This is a genomic window from Acidaminococcus sp. AM05-11 (assembly GCF_003472805.1).
Taxonomy (GTDB): domain Bacteria; phylum Bacillota; class Negativicutes; order Acidaminococcales; family Acidaminococcaceae; genus Acidaminococcus; species Acidaminococcus hominis.
This window is the reverse complement of sequence record NZ_QRMX01000002.1, coordinates 1-16,993: the sequence shown is the minus strand read 5'-3', so window position 1 is coordinate 16,993 and position 16,993 is coordinate 1. Positions and strand designations below refer to the sequence as shown.

At 50.2% G+C, this 16,993-nt stretch carries 10 protein-coding genes; 9 read left to right on the top strand and 1 reads right to left on the bottom strand.

Translation table 11 applies throughout. The features are described 5' to 3' along the window. Nucleotides 1–54 precede the first annotated feature (54 nt). The 8 genes from DW089_RS01210 to DW089_RS01175 all read left to right on the top strand — a co-directional run bounded on the left by DW089_RS01210 (nucleotide 55) and on the right by DW089_RS01175 (nucleotide 15,153). A complete protein-coding gene (locus tag DW089_RS01210) occupies nucleotides 55–3,660 on the top strand; it encodes a hypothetical protein (RefSeq protein WP_118286659.1) in 3,606 nt (1,201 codons plus the stop codon). Between the two features lie 160 nt (nucleotides 3,661–3,820). After that, entirely contained in the window at nucleotides 3,821–4,231 is a 411-nt protein-coding gene (locus DW089_RS01205) for a hypothetical protein (protein WP_105325547.1), read from the top strand. A gap of 105 nt (nucleotides 4,232–4,336) precedes the next feature. Further along, entirely contained in the window at nucleotides 4,337–5,440 is a 1,104-nt protein-coding gene (locus DW089_RS01200; RefSeq protein ID WP_105325546.1) for a tetratricopeptide repeat protein, read from the top strand. 474 nt (nucleotides 5,441–5,914) lie between these two features. Further along, complete coding sequence (locus DW089_RS01195) at nucleotides 5,915–10,531, top strand: hypothetical protein (RefSeq protein WP_199614425.1); 4,617 nt, start codon at nucleotides 5,915–5,917, stop codon at nucleotides 10,529–10,531. A gap of 2,024 nt (nucleotides 10,532–12,555) precedes the next feature. Beyond that, a complete protein-coding gene (locus DW089_RS01190; RefSeq protein WP_118286657.1) occupies nucleotides 12,556–12,744 on the top strand; it encodes a hypothetical protein in 189 nt (62 codons plus the stop codon). A 200-nt stretch (nucleotides 12,745–12,944) separates the two neighbouring features. Beyond that, a complete protein-coding gene (locus DW089_RS01185) occupies nucleotides 12,945–13,565 on the top strand; it encodes a plasmid pRiA4b ORF-3 family protein (protein ID WP_158572295.1) in 621 nt (206 codons plus the stop codon). Nucleotides 13,566–13,780: 215 nt separating this feature from the next. Beyond that, nucleotides 13,781–14,476, top strand: a complete 696-nt coding sequence (locus tag DW089_RS01180; protein WP_146109028.1) for a hypothetical protein — start codon at nucleotides 13,781–13,783, stop codon at nucleotides 14,474–14,476. An 83-nt stretch (nucleotides 14,477–14,559) separates the two neighbouring features. Further along, a complete protein-coding gene (locus tag DW089_RS01175) occupies nucleotides 14,560–15,153 on the top strand; it encodes a plasmid pRiA4b ORF-3 family protein (RefSeq protein WP_105325522.1) in 594 nt (197 codons plus the stop codon). Between the two features lie 76 nt (nucleotides 15,154–15,229). On the opposite strand, the gene DW089_RS11300 is transcribed toward DW089_RS01175, so the two are convergent. Then, nucleotides 15,230–15,406, bottom strand: a complete 177-nt coding sequence (locus DW089_RS11300; protein ID WP_158572294.1) for a hypothetical protein — start codon at nucleotides 15,404–15,406, stop codon at nucleotides 15,230–15,232. Nucleotides 15,407–15,701: 295 nt separating this feature from the next. Between DW089_RS11300 and DW089_RS01170 the strand changes: the two genes are divergently transcribed. Beyond that, nucleotides 15,702–16,139, top strand: a complete 438-nt coding sequence (locus tag DW089_RS01170) for a DUF559 domain-containing protein (protein WP_158572292.1) — start codon at nucleotides 15,702–15,704, stop codon at nucleotides 16,137–16,139. Nucleotides 16,140–16,993: the final 854 nt, after the last annotated feature.

Sequence of the window (16,993 nt, the reverse complement as noted above, 5' to 3'; positions counted from 1 at the left end):
ATTTATGGCGGAGCCCAAGGGGTGTTGAATAATCAATATAACTTACCGCAATCTATGAACGATTATTTCTCACAGTATGCAGAAGGCCTTTCGTTTACATCCACCGGCGATGTAAAGAATAATAAAGTCTTTATCACGGCTGGCGGCAATCAGTCACAATTTGGCAACAACGGCACGGTTTATGGCGGCCTCATTGAGGCAAATCTCCCCACTGCTGGAAATACTACAAAGTTTGGCAACGTGTATGATAACACCGTAACCATCTCCGGCACAGGCATGGCTAACAAGGTCTATGGCGGCGCGTTTATAACGTCCAGCAGCGAAAACGGTGATGCGCTCCAAATGGGTTCGGTAACCTATAACCATGTGGATATTTTAGATGGCGGCTATGGTGAGGTTGTCGCCGGCGGGTACTATGCCATAAACGGCACCACTGTCGCGGACCTGGAAAATAACAGCGTCACCGTAGATGGTGGGACTATAGGGGATTCTGTATATGGCGCGTACTTGAGTGTCTCATCAGGTACGTACACCGGCACAGGCACTGTAGCCAACAACAGCGTTACCCTGACGAAGGGTACCTTGAGTGGAAGCACCTATGCTGATGCGGTCCATGTCTATGGTGGCTATGCGAACGGGGGAGAAGGCAACAACGTTACCGTAAAAAATAATACCGTTACGATTGACGATAGTACATTAGGCAGTTCCATCGTGGATTATGTGGTACTGCTAGGGGGCCGTTCCGATTATTATGCCCTGCAAAATAATACCTTAACCGTATCGAATAGCGAAATCCCAACAGACGGGTCCGTCTCTACCATTGCGATGGCTGGGGCCAATGCCCTATATGATTACGTAGATGAATCACTTTCAGGAATTGTCTCTGGTAATACGGCGAATCTGCAGAATAACAAGATTGTGACGAACTATGGCGGGCAAATCATCCTGGCAGGCGGCATCAATGCGTCATACGGTAAGGCCTGGTATGGGACGAAAAACGCAGACAGCAACACCTTGACGATGACTGGAAATACAGTGGGCACAGTGGCAGATGCAGACGATGAAACAGGCTCCAAAAACTACATCGCCGGTGGCATTGCTGTAGGTCAGGCTGATGACAATGATAAGACCCTCGTCCCCGTCAAAGCTACCGGCAATACAGCCACCCTTACCAATAACACCATTGGCACCAACACAGCTGACAATAACTATGTCGCCGGCGGTATGGTTACCGTGGACGGCGATGCGGAGTCCAATACCCTGACCATAACCGGCGGTACCATCGAGGGCAACAAATCCTACGTAGCTGGCGGCATGTCTATAGAAAAAGGCAATGCCGATTCCAATACCCTGACCATTTCAGCTGTCACCATTGGCACCTTAGGCGGCAGCAAAACTTACGTTGCTGGTGGTTATGCTGTAACAGGCAATGCATCGCAAAATACCGCCACCATTACCGGGGCCACCCTTGGCACGGATGAGGGCGCCAAAGTCTACGTAGCCGGCGGGTACTCGGATAAAAAAGGCAATGCTGAGGGCAATACCCTGACACTCTCCGGTACGAAATTTGGCACCGGTAACAAGGCCTATGTGGCCGGCGGATTCGCCAGTCAGGGTAATGTTACGGACAATACGTTAACGTTCTCCGCCAACACTATGGCTGGAGCCAGCGGCGCCAAAGCTTACATAGCGGGCGGCTGGGCAGATAAGAGCGGAACTGCCAGCGGCAACACGCTGAATTTCCTCAGCGGCACTGTCGGCATGGTTGCTGACAGCCAGCCCTATGTGGCCGGCGGCTATACCAAAAAAGGCGATGCCACTGGCAATACGTTGAATCTTGCCGGAGGCAGTATTGCCACAGCTCCCGGTGATGAAGAAGATGAAGAAGAGCCCAGCGGCATTGCCTATATAACTGGCGGACATACGGAAAGCGGCAATGCCTCAGGCAACCGCGCCGCCATTTCCGGCGGCAGCCTGGGCAGCCTAACCGGCGGCACGACCTACGTGGCTGGCGGCTATACCGCCAAGGGCGGCGATGCCAATGAGAATACCCTGACCATCTCCGGGGGTGAAATCGCCGCCGTCAGCGGCACTACCGCCTATGTAGCCAGCGGGTATTCTGCGGCCGGCAATGCCAACGGCAACACCTTGATTCTTTCCGGCGGCAAATTTGGCGCGGCCTCTACTGCAGCAAGTGCCCTGAGCCAAGGTACGGCCACGGATTTAACCACCCTGTCCAATTACCTTGCCGGCGGTTCTGCGGTAACGGGCGAGGCTTCCAATAATACGGTGAACCTGGAAGGCAGCCCCCTGCAAACTACCTACAGCCTGTTCGGCGGTCTGGGGCAGACCAGCACCGGAAATACCCTGAACGTTTCCAGCCTGGACAACCGCGTAGGAAATCTGGACTACTTCCAGGTCATGAACTACAACGTGCCAGAGGGCAGCGTGAAAGGGGATACTCTGCTGACGGTCACCGGCACGGCCAACCTGACCAACGTTCCCGTCACCGCCAAACTCCTGGCCCGTACCCCTTTGAATCCAGGAGAATTCATCACCCTGGTTACCAATCCCAACGGCCTTCAGCTGAGTGGCACCACCTATGGTATGGCGGCTGACACTGCCCAGACCATTGATGCTGGCTTGGTTACCCGGCCAGCGGAAGTGAAGCAGCAAGGCACCACTTCTTTGGTGGTGACCCCTGTGGACGCCAAAATCGGTACCATTTCCCAGGATACCAAACTCATTCCCGAAGCCCGTGCTGCAGCCCTGAACTTTATTGCCGCAGGGGCCGACACCACCCTGGACGCCGGCTTTAGGGCTGCCACCCAGGCTGCTGCAGACAGCGAAAGCAAAAAGAGCTTTACTCCCTACGTGACCGTTGGCGGGCAGAATTTGCGCTTTGACACAGGTTCCTACGTAGACAGCAATGGCTGGGCAGGGAACCTGGGCTTAGTACGGAGAATCCCCAACGCCAATTCCATTGACACCATCATTCCCTTTGCAGAATATGGCAAAGGCAACTACACCAGCCATCTGGAGAACGGCGCCAGAGGCGACGGCACCCAGCACTATGGCGGCGTGGGCCTGCTGCTGCGCAGAGACCTGAACAACGGCGTGTACTACCAGGCCAGCGCCAGAGTGGGTGTCCTGGACGGAGACTTCCGGGGTGTATTGGAAGGCTATCGCTCTACCTACGATACCAACGCCCGGTACGCCGGGGCCAGCCTGTGGCTGGGCCGGATCTACCAGCAAACCGATAAAGACAGCCTGGACGTGTACGGCCGCTTCAACTATACCCATTTAGCCAGCGATACCGTTACCCTGCACAACACCATCGGCGATGCCGTCTTTAATCTGGACGCCGCCGATTCCTACCGCACCAGATTGGGTGCCCGCTGGACCCATAATTACCAGGAGAACCAGTCCTACTACGCAGGCCTGGGCTGGGATTACGAGTTCGACAGCACCGCCAGGGCCACCTACCTGACCTTCAGCACCCCGTCGCCTGAGAGCAAAGGCTCCAGTGCCCTGCTGGAACTGGGCTGGAAGAGCGACTCCACTAAGGATAATCCCTGGGGCGCAGACCTGCGGCTCACCGGTTGGGCCGGCAAGCAGAGAGGCGTGGTATTTAACGCTACTGTTACCAGAAGACTGTAAAGAAAATACAGCAAATACAGCAAATACAGCAAAAGCAGTCCTCCAGGAGCCTGGAACCTCTGGAGGGCTGTTTTGTGTGTGGTTTTAGTTTTTCCAGTTGAATGCTATACTATAACCTAGCTGCACACGCAACAATTCCCTATGTGGAGGAACGATACAGATGCCCAAAGCAAAACCTACTCCTAAAGCCGCAGACACCCAGACTGCCGTTTTTTCTGAAGCGGTGACCTATTTCAAACACTGCCAATATGCCAAAGCCGAACCTCTGTTCCTTTCCGCTGCTGCTGTCAACCCCCGGGCTATGTACTTTCTGGGAGAAATCTATTCCCAGGGGACCAAGCCCCAGTGGCCCGACAAAACAAAAGGTGCCGCTTGGTACGAAAAAGGTGCCCAAGCCGGCGACCTGCTTTGCCAATTTAATCTGGTCCAAATCCAGGACCTGCCGCCCAAGACCCTGCAAAAAAAGCTGCGGAGTCTGTTTCCAGGCATGGCTAAATTGGCCCAAAAGGGAGATATTTTTGCTGCCTACGAACTGGGCTGCCTCTTTCTGTACAACTGGGAAGAAAACTAGGACCACCAGGCAGCGGAATACTGGCTCAGCAAAGCCCTGACCCCGGACTTTGCCCAGGCCCTGAATGCCCAGGGAAATCTTTATTACCGGGAGAAAAGGTATCCCTTGGCCAATCGCTGGTACCAAAAGGCCGGCGAAGCCGGCTGTGATTGGGGCTGGGACAACCTGGGAGATGACCTGGAAAACGGACGGGGAACCCCGGTGGATATTGACAAAGCCCTGGAGTGCTACACCAAATCCTACGCCCTGGCCGGTCCCGCCGCCGGTGGGTCTGCCAATGCCATCGGCCGGATTCAGGCCAAACGCGGCAATTACCAGGAGGCCGTCAAATGGAGCCGTCTGGCCGGCGAAGCCGGCTGTGATTGGGGCTGGCACAATCTGGGCGATGCCTATCGCCTGGGAGAAGGCGTTCCCGTGGACCTGAAGAAGGCCAAGAAATGCTACCTGAAAGCCTTTGCCCTCCAGGATTATGCAGCAGGAGAAGCTGCCAACCAATTGGGGCTCCTGTATGCCCGGCAGGGAGCTGTAAAAGAAGCCCGCAGCTGGTACCAAAAGTCCGGAGAAGCTGGCTTTGACTGGGGTTGGCACAACCTGGGCCAAACCTATTGGCTGGAAGAACACACGGTCCCCAATCTGAACAACGCCTTGACGTATTTCGTCAAAGCCTATAACTTGAACGGAGAGGCCGCAGGCCCCTCTGCCAATCAGCTTGGCCTTATCTATAACCTCCAGGAAGAATATAAAATGGCCAACCTTTGGCTGAAACGCTCCGGCAAAGCCGGGTACGACTGGGGCTGGTTCAACCTGGCCGTCAACCTTCAGGACGGCAAAGGCTGTAAGGCCAATCCTCAGGAAGCCTGCCGGATTTATAAAGACCTTTACAACCAAGGCGGCGAAGCAGCTGCCGATGCCGCATATTTTCTGGGTCTCTGCTATGCCCAGGAAGACCGCCTGTCCCAGGCCAATGGGTGGTTCCAAAAAGGCCAGGAGGCCGGAAGCCCCTGGGCAGCCCTGGCCCTGGCGAGAAACCTCCAAGAAGGCTGCGGCATCACGAAAGACCCAAAAAAAGCCCTAGCCATATGCCAGGAAATTTACGCCCAAGGGGGTGAAACCCAAGCCCAGGCTGCCGAACTCATCGGCAATTGGTATTGGAAAATGGGCCAACTGGAAGAAGCCGAAAAGTGGTATCAAAAAGGCGGCAAAGCCTAAAACCACTTTTCACTTAGGGAAAAATTGAAGAAAGAGCAAAAAGGCTGGTGGTAATCTCACAGAGATTGCCGCCGGCCTTTTGGTCTGCCCAACGCCAGGTCTCCAGCAGCGGGGCATTCATGCTTGTTCATTGTACAATGCGTTTATACAATGGAAATGTACATCTGTCCAAGCGAAAGAAATTTAGATTTACAAAATTAAAAAAACGATAGCGAAATATATTTCGTATTGTTTTTAACAGTATTCTGCATAAACAATTTTACGTTAGGTAAAGAACTCAATAACACTTAGACTTTTTTTAATAACAATATTATAATGAAAATTGTAAAAAGTAATTATTACAGTTACAAGAACCTAACTTCTATTGATCCCATTGCTAAGATTCCAGGGGGAATCTATCTGCCGCCTTACGAAAGGGGGAATGCCGGTGCCTAGGGGGCACTGGCGCAAATTATGGGGAAACGCAATCATACGATGCAGAACAAAAACGGACAACAGAAACAGCTTTTAACGGTATTGGTGCTTAGCAGCATCTTGGGCATGGGACTGTACGCAGCACCTGTCCAGGCAAAGAGCATCACGGAAGGCACTGGTGATGCCTATGCGGTACAGACTACAGATGGAACTGCTGCAGAAGGCGGAATTTTGCAGATTTCGGGCACAGCAGCCTTGGAACATGCCTATGGCGGCTATGCGGTGAAGGGCGGCAACGCCCAAAACAATACCCTGTCCATTACCGGCGGCAGCACCATTTACGGTTATGGCGGCTATACAACATCTGGTAATGTTTCTAAAAATACGGTGATGATTGGTACAGAAGGCACTAAAGTAGTTGACAGTGGTCTGACCTTCGGACCGGGAGCTAAATCAGATGCGGTTAGCGTATACGGCGGCTATACGGGTAGCGGAGTGGCAAGCAATAACCAGGTAACAGTAACAGGAACTACCATAAATTCTGCCATTTACAGCGGCTATACCGGTTCTGGGGATGCCACTAACAACACAGTGAATTTAACAAACAGTGCCATTGTGAACGGTACTTATGAAAGCCGCAGTGATGTGTATGGTGGTTATTCTGCCGGTACAACTGGCACGGTCAGCGGTAACAGTATTATTGTAGATGGTACGACCAGTAAGGGCGGAAGCTACTATGGTGGCTATGCAGCGGGGGGCACGGTAACAACGAATACAGTGACAATGCAAAATGCCAGTAGCGTTACCCAATACAATTACGTTAACAAAGAGGGAAGTTCGTCCTATAAAGCAGGTAATACCTATGGGGGCTATAACGCCAAGGGTGACGCCACTTACAATGTAGTCAACTTGAAATCTGGTAGTGTTACAGACGGCAAGGTCTATGGGGGTTACGCCACTAAGGGTAATGCGAGCTACAATACCATTACTTTTGATGCCAGTACGCTGAAACATTACTACAGTGGAGAACCGTTCCGCTCCTTCGTGTATGGCGGTTATGGAGAAAATGGCGGGGCCGATCATAATACGGTAAAGATTCTCAATGGTTCCTCTATCGGTGAAAATGTGTATGGCGGTTATGCGAATGGCTGGGTTTCGAACCGTAGTGCCAATGCCAACTATAATACGATAACCATGGTGGATTCTACTTCTTCTGCTAATTTGTACGGCGCTCTGTCGGGAGCCGGCGTAACTACCAACCACAATCTGGTGACACTGAGTAATTCCCAAGTTACAGGCAGTGAAATTTACGGCAGCTATAACCGCAGTCCCAATGCGGAATATAATACAGTAATTCTGGAAAAAGGCAGCTCAGCTAAGAGCATTTACGGCAGCATGAACTACCAGGGCAGTGCCTCGTATAACACCCTTATCATTGCTTCGGGTGTTGCCAAGGATGAAAGCGGTAGCGCACTTCTTAGTGGCGAAGCTACTAGCAGCAAGTGGGACGGCACAACCCGCACTGCGGTAAATGGCTCAGTATATGGCGGCTATACCCAGATGAATTCTGGTAGTGCTAGTGGGAACAGCATCCATATTACGGATGCTGATATAAAGTATAGTGTTTACGGCGGATATACACTAAATGATGGTTCAACCAGCGGGAATAAGATTATCCTGGATGGTAGTACAGATGTAAAACAGACTGTTTACGGCGGTCTCGCAAAGAATAGAGAATCGGACGTTACTAGAGAAATGGCTTCTGGCAACAAAGTAACCGTAACGGGGGAAGCCAAGGTGGAAAATACCAACAAGGCATCTCTGGGAAATATTGTAGGGGGCTATACAAATCTGGGCAATGTAGACGGTAACACGGTGACAGTGGATAGTATGGCAGGGCAGAGCGGTCTTGTAATTGTTGGCGGTTATACTTATCAGGGCAATGCCAGGGCTTTGACCAATACCTGGGGTTTCCTAGGCAATGTTGTAACGTTGGCCGGGAATAGCAGCTACAGTAAGGTCACAGGCGGTTACACCAATAGCGGCGATGCAATAAATAACCAGGTTATCCTGGACGGTAAAGATAAGGCTACTTTTGCTTCGGTGTACGGCGGCTATACCGCTACGGGCAATGCCAATGAAAACACCATTACCGTGCAGAATAATGCGGATACCCGGGAACTTTTGTATGCAGGGTATTCTGAAACTGGCACGGCTAACAGCAACCAGCTGATTATTACAAAAGGTACCGGCATCCAAGGCTATGCGGGCTACACTAAGAAGGGTGAAGCTTCCGGCAACGGGGTTACCGTAACGGAAGGTACTCTGGGAGCAACAGTGATTGCCGGGTATACGGAAAGCGGCAATGCCAATGAGAATACCATTACCCTGAACGGGGGGACGGAAGCTTCCCAGGAGAATATCCTGTACGCTGGAAAAACGGCGGACGGAACCGCAGCGGGAAACAAGATTACCGTGAATAGCGCAGCCGCCGCAGTGGGAACCCTGATTGCTGGGGCAGCCAATGGCGCTGCCAACGAAAATACCATTACCCTGACCCAGGGCACCGTGCAAACGGCTATGGCTGGGCAGTCCACTGAGGCTGGGGCTTCGGGCAACAAACTGTACGTAAGCGGCGGGACGCTGACCGGAACCGGCTATGCCGGTTATGCAGAAGCTGGCGCGGCCAATACCAACCTGGTGGAAGTTACCAGCGGCTCGGCAAACACCCTGTACGCTGGCTATGCACCTGCCGGCGCAGCAGATGGCAACCAGCTGACCATTTCTGGCGGTACCGTTGCTGCGGCTGTTGCCGGCAGCGGCAGCACCAGTGCTTCCAGCAATGTTGTAGAAATGAACCAGGGCCAAGTGGGTACCTTGATCGGCGGCAACAGCACAGCAGGAGCTGCGGATAATAACATTCTTATCATTAACGCCGGCACCATTACCACCTCTGTGGCAGCTGGTAAAGCAGCTGCAGGAAGCGCTTCCGGCAACACCCTGGACATTAACGGCGGAACCCTTGGCACCACCGCAAATAGTGCCGCAGACAGCAACCTGATTGCTGGCGGCTATACGGATAACGGTGCGGCCAATGATAACACCGTCAACGTGTACGCAGGGCACCTGGGCTCCATGATGAGCCTGTACGGCGGCCGCAGTACCACCGAAAGCACGGGCAATACCCTGAACCTTTATGCCAAAGACAATACCGTTAAGAACCTGGGCTACTTCCAGACTTTGAATTTCTACGTCCCTGAAGGTACCGGGGCCGGCGAGACCATGCTGACCGTAACGGATCAGGCCGACGTCAGCGGCGCAGCCATCAACGCCGGGGTACAGGATACCACCAAGCTCTCCGCGGGGCAGGTCATCAACCTGATTTATGCCCCCAAAGGCGTTACTACCAACGCTGCTACCACCTATAGCGTCATGGACGGTTTGGACAAGGTTACCGATGCTGGCTTTGTACAGCGGACTGTCCTGATTAAAAAGCAGGATCCCAATACCATCGTATTGTACCTGCCGGGAGAGAGCAAACCCGATTTGAACCCGGGTACGGAAGTCATTGCAGATGGCCAGACCAATGCTGCCGCTGTAGTGTCCAACGGCTCCGATGCAGCTGTTACCGATGGCCTCCAGGCAGCCCTGACCGCCTGGGCTGAAAGCCACGAAGCTGCTCCGCTGCGGGAAGATGCCCATGGGGCTCTGAGTATGGTCGGCAGTCCCTACATTTCCAGCCCCGCAGGCATGAGCCTGAGACAGGGCCCTGTTATGGCGGCTTCTTCGCCCCTTGATGCAGCAGACGCCAAGAACGCCAACGTTACCCTGAGCCAGGAAGAAGACCTGGCAGCCCGGGAAGAACGGGAAGTGGAAGCCAAGTTTACCCCTTATGTCATGCTGGGTGGGCACAACCTCCGGTACAACAGCAGTTCCACCGTAGATACCAATGGCTTTAACGGCGAACTGGGCTTTGTAAAGCGGGTTTTTAAGAAAGACTATGCTGACACCATCATGCCCTTCATCGAATACGGCACTGGCAGCTATACCAGCTATAAGAACGGCAGCAGAGGTGACGGCAGCCAGCGCTACGTAGGCGCAGGCATTCTCCTTCGCAGAGATCACGATAACGGCCTTCATTACGAAGGCTTGGTCCGGGTTGGCCGCCTTATGGGCGACTACGCCGGCAGCATCGGTGGCTATCGCACTACCTATAACTCCAGTGCCAACTACTTTGCCGCCCATGCTGGCTTGGGTAAGATTTTCCGTCAGGACAGCAACGATTATAATCTCTATGGGAAGTTCTTCTATTCCCACCTGGGCGGCGACAGCGTTACCTTACGCAGCAGTTTGGGCAGCGCTGACTACAGCTTGAGCAGCGTAAATTCCTACTGGACCCGTCTGGGCTTCCGGTGGACCAAACACTTGGATGAAGACACCACCAGTTTCTACGCCGGCCTGGGCTGGGATTACGAATTTGACGGTAAAGCCACTGCACGCTATAGAGACTATACAACCCCTGACGCCAGCATGAAAGGCTCCAGCGAATTTTTGGAACTGGGCTGGCAGAGCAAAGTAACCAAAGAGAACCCTTGGGGCGCCGACGTAAGAATCACCGGCTGGCACGGCGTGAAGCAGGGCTTCACATATGGTGTAACGATAACAAGACGTATGTAAATGTGAACTAAGGTAAAAAAAGCATTCCTACGGAAGCACAGATTTTCTGTAGGAATGCTTTTTTGTGTGAAATCGGGGGAATGGGTAGGGGACTAACAGGTAGTGCTGAAGAAAGCTGACGACGTGCTACAGTTTCTACGAAACTGTAGAGGTGTTTTTCAGAATATATGGCGGCACCAGCACCGCAGAAGGAGCTTTCCCCACCCAGGGCCCTTGGATTCTTGGTGTGGCCCGTCCCTCCCCTTCCTAAAGGCGGGGAGGGCAGAGGACGTGCTGGCCGGTTCTGTAGGTATTTTTGATAGTGAATGTAGTGGTAATGCTATATTAACGATTAACAATTGACCAGTAGTGGTTATAGAATGCTTCCTGCAAGCGTTGCGGCCGCATCCAAACATCCCCAAAAATATCCCAGAGGATGTTTGGTTAATAAGGCCCATGCGATAGCCGTCCAAGGAGCAAGTCCGTCAGGACGCAGCTGCTTGGAATACGGCGAACCGCTCAGGAAGTGTCGCATTTTCCTTTAAAGCCCCCTTCAAGCGTGAAGGGGGTGGCAGCCGATAGGCTGACGGAAGAAGTTTTTCCAGGAATCTGGCTACGATAGAAGTTTAATCCAGGTATCGTCTTTTAATCAATTATTCGCGGCCCTTGGCCGCAGTAGGAGCACTCTCCGTCTTATAACCCTCAACGTTCACGGGGAGGGTGTCACACAACGTGCGACGGGAAGGGACGGCGACACCTGCGCCCGCGTGCGCGCGAGGTCAGCTTCTAGAGAAAATTCGCAATAATAATGTACTTTATCCTGCTTAGCTACCCCCACATTGTTTCCAAAAATAAGTAATTTTAGAAACGTGGTGGTGCATAACTGTTGACTTTCATCAAGAATGAGGGAAGTGGCGCCGGTAGGCGACGAAGAGAGTTTGATTAATGATTAAATAGCGAAATTGTTATATTACATTCGAAAAAAATATTGTTTTCTGCGGCGCTAGCACCGCATATGCAAGAACCAAACTTCTATCGACGCCTGCGGCGCCACTTCCTACATTGGTTCGCTGCTAGCCAGAGTGGTTCGCGGCTCGCTGCGCAGTTTCACCTTGGAACTTCCCCAGTCAGCTCATAGAGCTGACAGCCCCTTCACGTTTGAAGGGGCCAGACCAATCCCGCTATCACATGGCTCATATTAACCAACTCTCTGCGGCATATAGCCTTGAGAATTGGATATGAGCGCAAAGCGTGAAGGGGCCGTCAGTCCGCAGGACTGACTGAGGAAGTTTATTAACGTATTGCGCCCAAGAGTAAAACGCAGCCGGGATGGAGTTCAAAAGTAGGATGCCTGCACCACACTCCGCAGACCGCACGAATAAAGTGGTCACAAGTGACACTTTACATTCTCTGTTTTTTCTGTATAATAGTACCTGTACCGCGGACGAAACAGGCCTTGGTCAGCTTTCCGGGAGCTGCCAGACCTCAAATTTTTCAGGGTTTTACAGGTCCTTGTATAAGTGCGCCCTTTTGCCGGTCTGTATGCGAAGGTAAGGGCAGAATAGGGTAGGTAAGTATAGGCTAGACCAAACCAGAAAAATCCAAAAAACCGGTATGGTTTGTGATCACAGTATTAGCCCCTGATCGAACAAAAACCCCAGTTAGCCATGGATCGAAGTAGTACCCTATAGTTCCCATAGCGATAGTTCTTCTTAGTACTAAAAATTTACTATTGCCAAAGTAACTTACTAGGGGGTTACGCCGCATCCTGTGGATAACTGCGAACTGTTGCAAAATATCCACAAGTCTTAAAATGTCCGCACCATAAGGACTAACTGCAATGCAAAACAAGTACATTCCTCTTCAGCCCTGCCAAAAATTGCGGATTTGCGGTAAAAAAACGAGCGCCATACCGGCATTGGCTCAGCCTTATTAAACTCTTTGCTGTAAGTGAAGCTGGCACTGGAACTTGGTAAAAAGGCCTGATGGGGTTTCGGATATCGGACGTTTTTTCTGCCAAGAAGTTTTGCTGTAGGAGTGTGTCCTTGGCTAATGCTGAAGCCCCGGTTAATGCTGAAGCCCCGGTTAATGTAAAAAACCTCACCATGGAAGATTCCTTCTATGCTGGGGATTTTTTTGTTTGCAGCAATATTTGCGGCAAGCGGCAGCTATGTGCTTTTTTCTGCTTGTTCTTGGGCTTGTCTTATAGCTTTCCGAGTTTGAGGTTGCTATAATTATTATAATAAGTGTATGCTATGGGAGCAGAAAACCTAGGCGTATTCACTTGGAATGCTAAAACCCTCAAACGTGAATCAATCCACTGATGAAATCCCACTTGCTATTGTTCAAGGAAAGGTGTACGGAACAGCCTAAGCCCGGCGGGGTCTGTGCTGCCAATACCAAGGTGATTAACAATTTTACTAAGGAGAATTCTATGACGGATGTATACTCTTTCCACGTAGCTCTGCAGGAATTTGAAAGCAAATTTTGGCGGGATTTTCAAATTTCTTCTAATGCTACTGTGGCCTTTTTGGCCTATACAGTGTTGGGATCCTATCAAGCCCAGGGAGAACACTTATTTTGCGTAGACTGTAAAGGAGTCCATTACGAATTTCCTATTGATGATTTTGATGATGAACTACCGCCTTCCGTAGACCCTTCTGCGGTGAAACTGCGGCAGTTGAAACTGGCTCCTGGGGATACACTGACGGTGGTTTATGACTACGGTGACGAATGGACCTTCCAACTGGAATATCAGGGAAAGGCGCCTATGGAGCGCAATACCTGGCCCCGTTATCCCCTGATAACGGACGGTGCCGGACAAGGTATCATAGAAGATATCGGCAGAGATGGTCTTGAAGAAATTGTCCAGAACAAGGACGAAAAAGGCGAGGACTATATCATTAGTGAATTTCAGGGCATACCGATGTATTGGGATTATACCCGGTTCGATTTGGCTTCGGAGAATCTAGTGCTCAAAGAAAAAGCCCGGTATCTCAGGGCGTTGTACGAAATTCCTTTTGAGGATGATTTTGAACCGGATTTCTCGGAATAGGCAGAAAGAGGATAGTGTCAAACCTCAGGACCAGAGGGAAAAGCGGCTGGAGTAAGCTTTCTTTGTTCCCTATTCGATAATTGAAGGGCCTGGCGGGAATTTATCTTGGAAATGATGGCCTGCTGAAAGGAATGCTTGACACTCTGGGGGAAGCCTAGAACAACTGGAAACCGGCATTTAAGGAAGCTTAATTTGGTGATTAGGGGATGAAAGTTTTGCGCATCAAAAAGAAAATAGTAAGCTTGGCCCTTTTGGCCTGCCTTGCAGTGGCTCCAGCGTATGCGGCGGAGTGGTATTGGTTGGGGTCAGATTCTTATAACTCCAGATTTGTAGATACTGCTTCCTTGGAGAAAAATGATTACCAGGCTATTGTTTGGTGGAAAAACACAGGACCAAAGGGAGACAGCTACCTGAAGAAATTGGCCTTTAACCGCTATGACCGGACCGTAGCGGTGGCAGCCTCGTATTTGCTTGACAAATATGGGGACTACAAGAAGACGTATTCTAATAAACCCCGGTCGGAGTGGAAGTACGAGGCCATTGTTCCGGAATCCTTTATGGAAGAAATTTATAACTGGCTTTGGCCTGCGGCTGCAGGCACGGCCAATCGTTGGTATTATTTGGGAAAGTGGTCGGACGGAGCCACTTTCTTTGTAGATAACTTGAGCGTTAGGAAAGATGCTCAGACGGCCCGGGTATGGACGAAAGAGAATGACCCCAACGGCCATTATTCCATACAATACCGCATCATCAGAAGAAATGAAAAAACGCTGACGATTTGGAAATCGTATACCCTTCGAGGCTCTGCAGGCCATGAATATATCGATACAGAAGCTTTCCCTAATGAGGTGATTCCCATTTTGCCTGGGTCCATGGATGAAAAGCTGTTTTATGCCATTTGGCCCAATTAAGCTTTTTAAGCAACAATTCGGCGGGGGTTACAGACGCTGCTTTTGCGTGGTAAAGTCTTTGTATATCTGGAGGTGTATTTGAAATGGCAGAAGTCTATACTTTTCACGTTGCCGTGAAAGAAATGGAGAATAAGATTTGGCGGGATATCGATATTTCTTCTAAGTCCACACTGGCCCAACTGTCGTACGCAATCCTGGTAGTCTTCAACACAGAGTATAATCATCTATTCTGCTTGTACTATAAGGGAAAAAGGTATGAGCTTCGCTTTGATCCGGATGCACCCAAGTCAATCCGACCCAATCGGGTACACCTGGAAAAAATGAAGCTTGAACCAGGGGACGAGCTGACCATGATCTATGATTATGGTTCTGAATGGGAATTCAGGATTACCTTCCAGGGTTCGCGGCCCATGGAAAAAGGCAAAGGAAACCATTATCCCAATGTGACAGCTGGTGCAGGGATTGGCATTAAGGAAAATATGTTCCCGCAGGAATACCTGGAATACATCCAAAAGGAAGATCAAACGTGGAAACCGGAAACTTTAGTAAACGCACTCGGCCAGGAATACCAACGGTCCTATAAAAATTTTGATTTGGAGCATATAAATTATGGACTGACCTGGGATGTACGATGGGTAAAGGCTGCCTACGAGCACACTAAAGACAGCCGCTGGTAAACTACAGTAAGCGACAAGAAACCCTCAGTCGGGTGATCTGTGAGATCACTTGGCTGAGGGTTTGTCATCATGACGCCTATTTGTAGTTGCCTACTACAGCGCTGCTGCTCACGCCGCTTTTGTGGGTGACACCATCTTTGACGGCAGTTTTGGCAACACGGAGTACTATGGCGGAAATGCCCGCGCCCTGCTTCACAGCATTTTGTATCAGCTTTTCCGCCTCCCGGAAGAAACCGTGCTGTATCCTGGCCATACTGGTCCCACCACTGTGGGACAGGAAAAGCTCCGGGTAGGATTGGAACTAAGCTGAAGGTGCAGGAAAAGAAATACGGATGCCCATTTCCTGCATCAAACATAATTTCACTGAATCCATTTAACAAGAACTATATTTTATTAAATTTGCATATTGAGAAACACATGTTCGCATGATATACTTTTTCTAACGAGAAATACCACGGATACAATTACATATTTTCAGGGCCTAGTTTTCGCTATCCACTTACAATGACTTTATTCCACCAACTATCTGCAGCAAAGGAAAGATCATGATGAACGAATCCAATCCCTACGTAAAACACCAAAAATTACAGCAAAAGGCAAAAGAACTTCGCAAGAACATGTCCAGAGCGGAAAAACGACTCTGGTTCGCCTTCCTTCGTCACCATTCCGTCAAGTGGCGCAGATTCAAGGTCTTTGACGATTATATCGTCACCTTTTACTGCGTCAAAGCCCAATTGGTCATCAATGTGATTGACGGGCAGGAAGCGGATGAAGAAACCTTGGCTTATATCCAGGCACGGACCGAATTCCTCAAACAATGGGGCCTGGAAGAAGTGCGTTTTTCCGAGAAAGATGTTCTTCAGTACTTTGATACCATCTGCTATGAAATCGACAATAAGGTACAAAGCCGGATCCAGGAAAATCCTGCCAGAAGGTCCCAATACCACGCAGATTATTGTATCTATTCCACGATTCCGTGGCCCTGAATTTAAAACTAGGCAAAAATAGTATCCAACATTTCTCGATGTACAAAAGTCTGAACCATTGTTTGCTTTTAGGAGCAGGACATTAGGTACAATAGAACTGGGACCTGTGATTCCACTGGGAATTTCTCGTCCCCGAAAATTAATTTGGGCGTTTTCAAAACGCTCGCAGCTTATCGGTGAAGTGGTAAAAACTGCGTTTGGATAATTGAATACGCCGTACCTGATGTCCTGCTCCATTATCTTGCTTGCCAGTACTGTAAACAAGGCCTAAGTGTGCCCGAATCATTTAAGCCAGCTATTTTACATAATCAATACTGATATAAGCATATTTGCTTAACCTCTAAAACGGCCAGCAGCCTAGCTGCTGCAGCCACCTAGATGTGAGCATTTGCCTTTTCAAAACTTTTTTCGATAAATGTGTTGACGACCATAACTTCCTGTGCTATTATATACAAGCTGTCTCGTACGGAAACAAACGAGCAGCTAACAGCAGGCAGAAAGTCAAGTACTTCAATCGCCTTGGATGAGCTATTGAATTAGCCTTCACCCAATGCAATTTAGGGAAGCAAATGACAGGTGTCTGGCTTAGCTTTTTAGCAAGGCCAAAGAATGATATTGAAACCAACCTTCCGCGAACAGCAGCAATGCTGCACCAAGCGAACCTCGGTTTTAATATATTCTAAAAAACACCTCTACAGTTTTCGCAGAAAACTGTAGTAAGTCCTCAACTTTCCAAAATAAAAAAAGTATTGACAACTCTCCTAAAGTTTGTTATTATAAATGAGCTGTCATTGAGGCAGCCGACGAACTTTGAAAACTGAATATTGATTGACAGATGTGCGGGTCAAGTCACC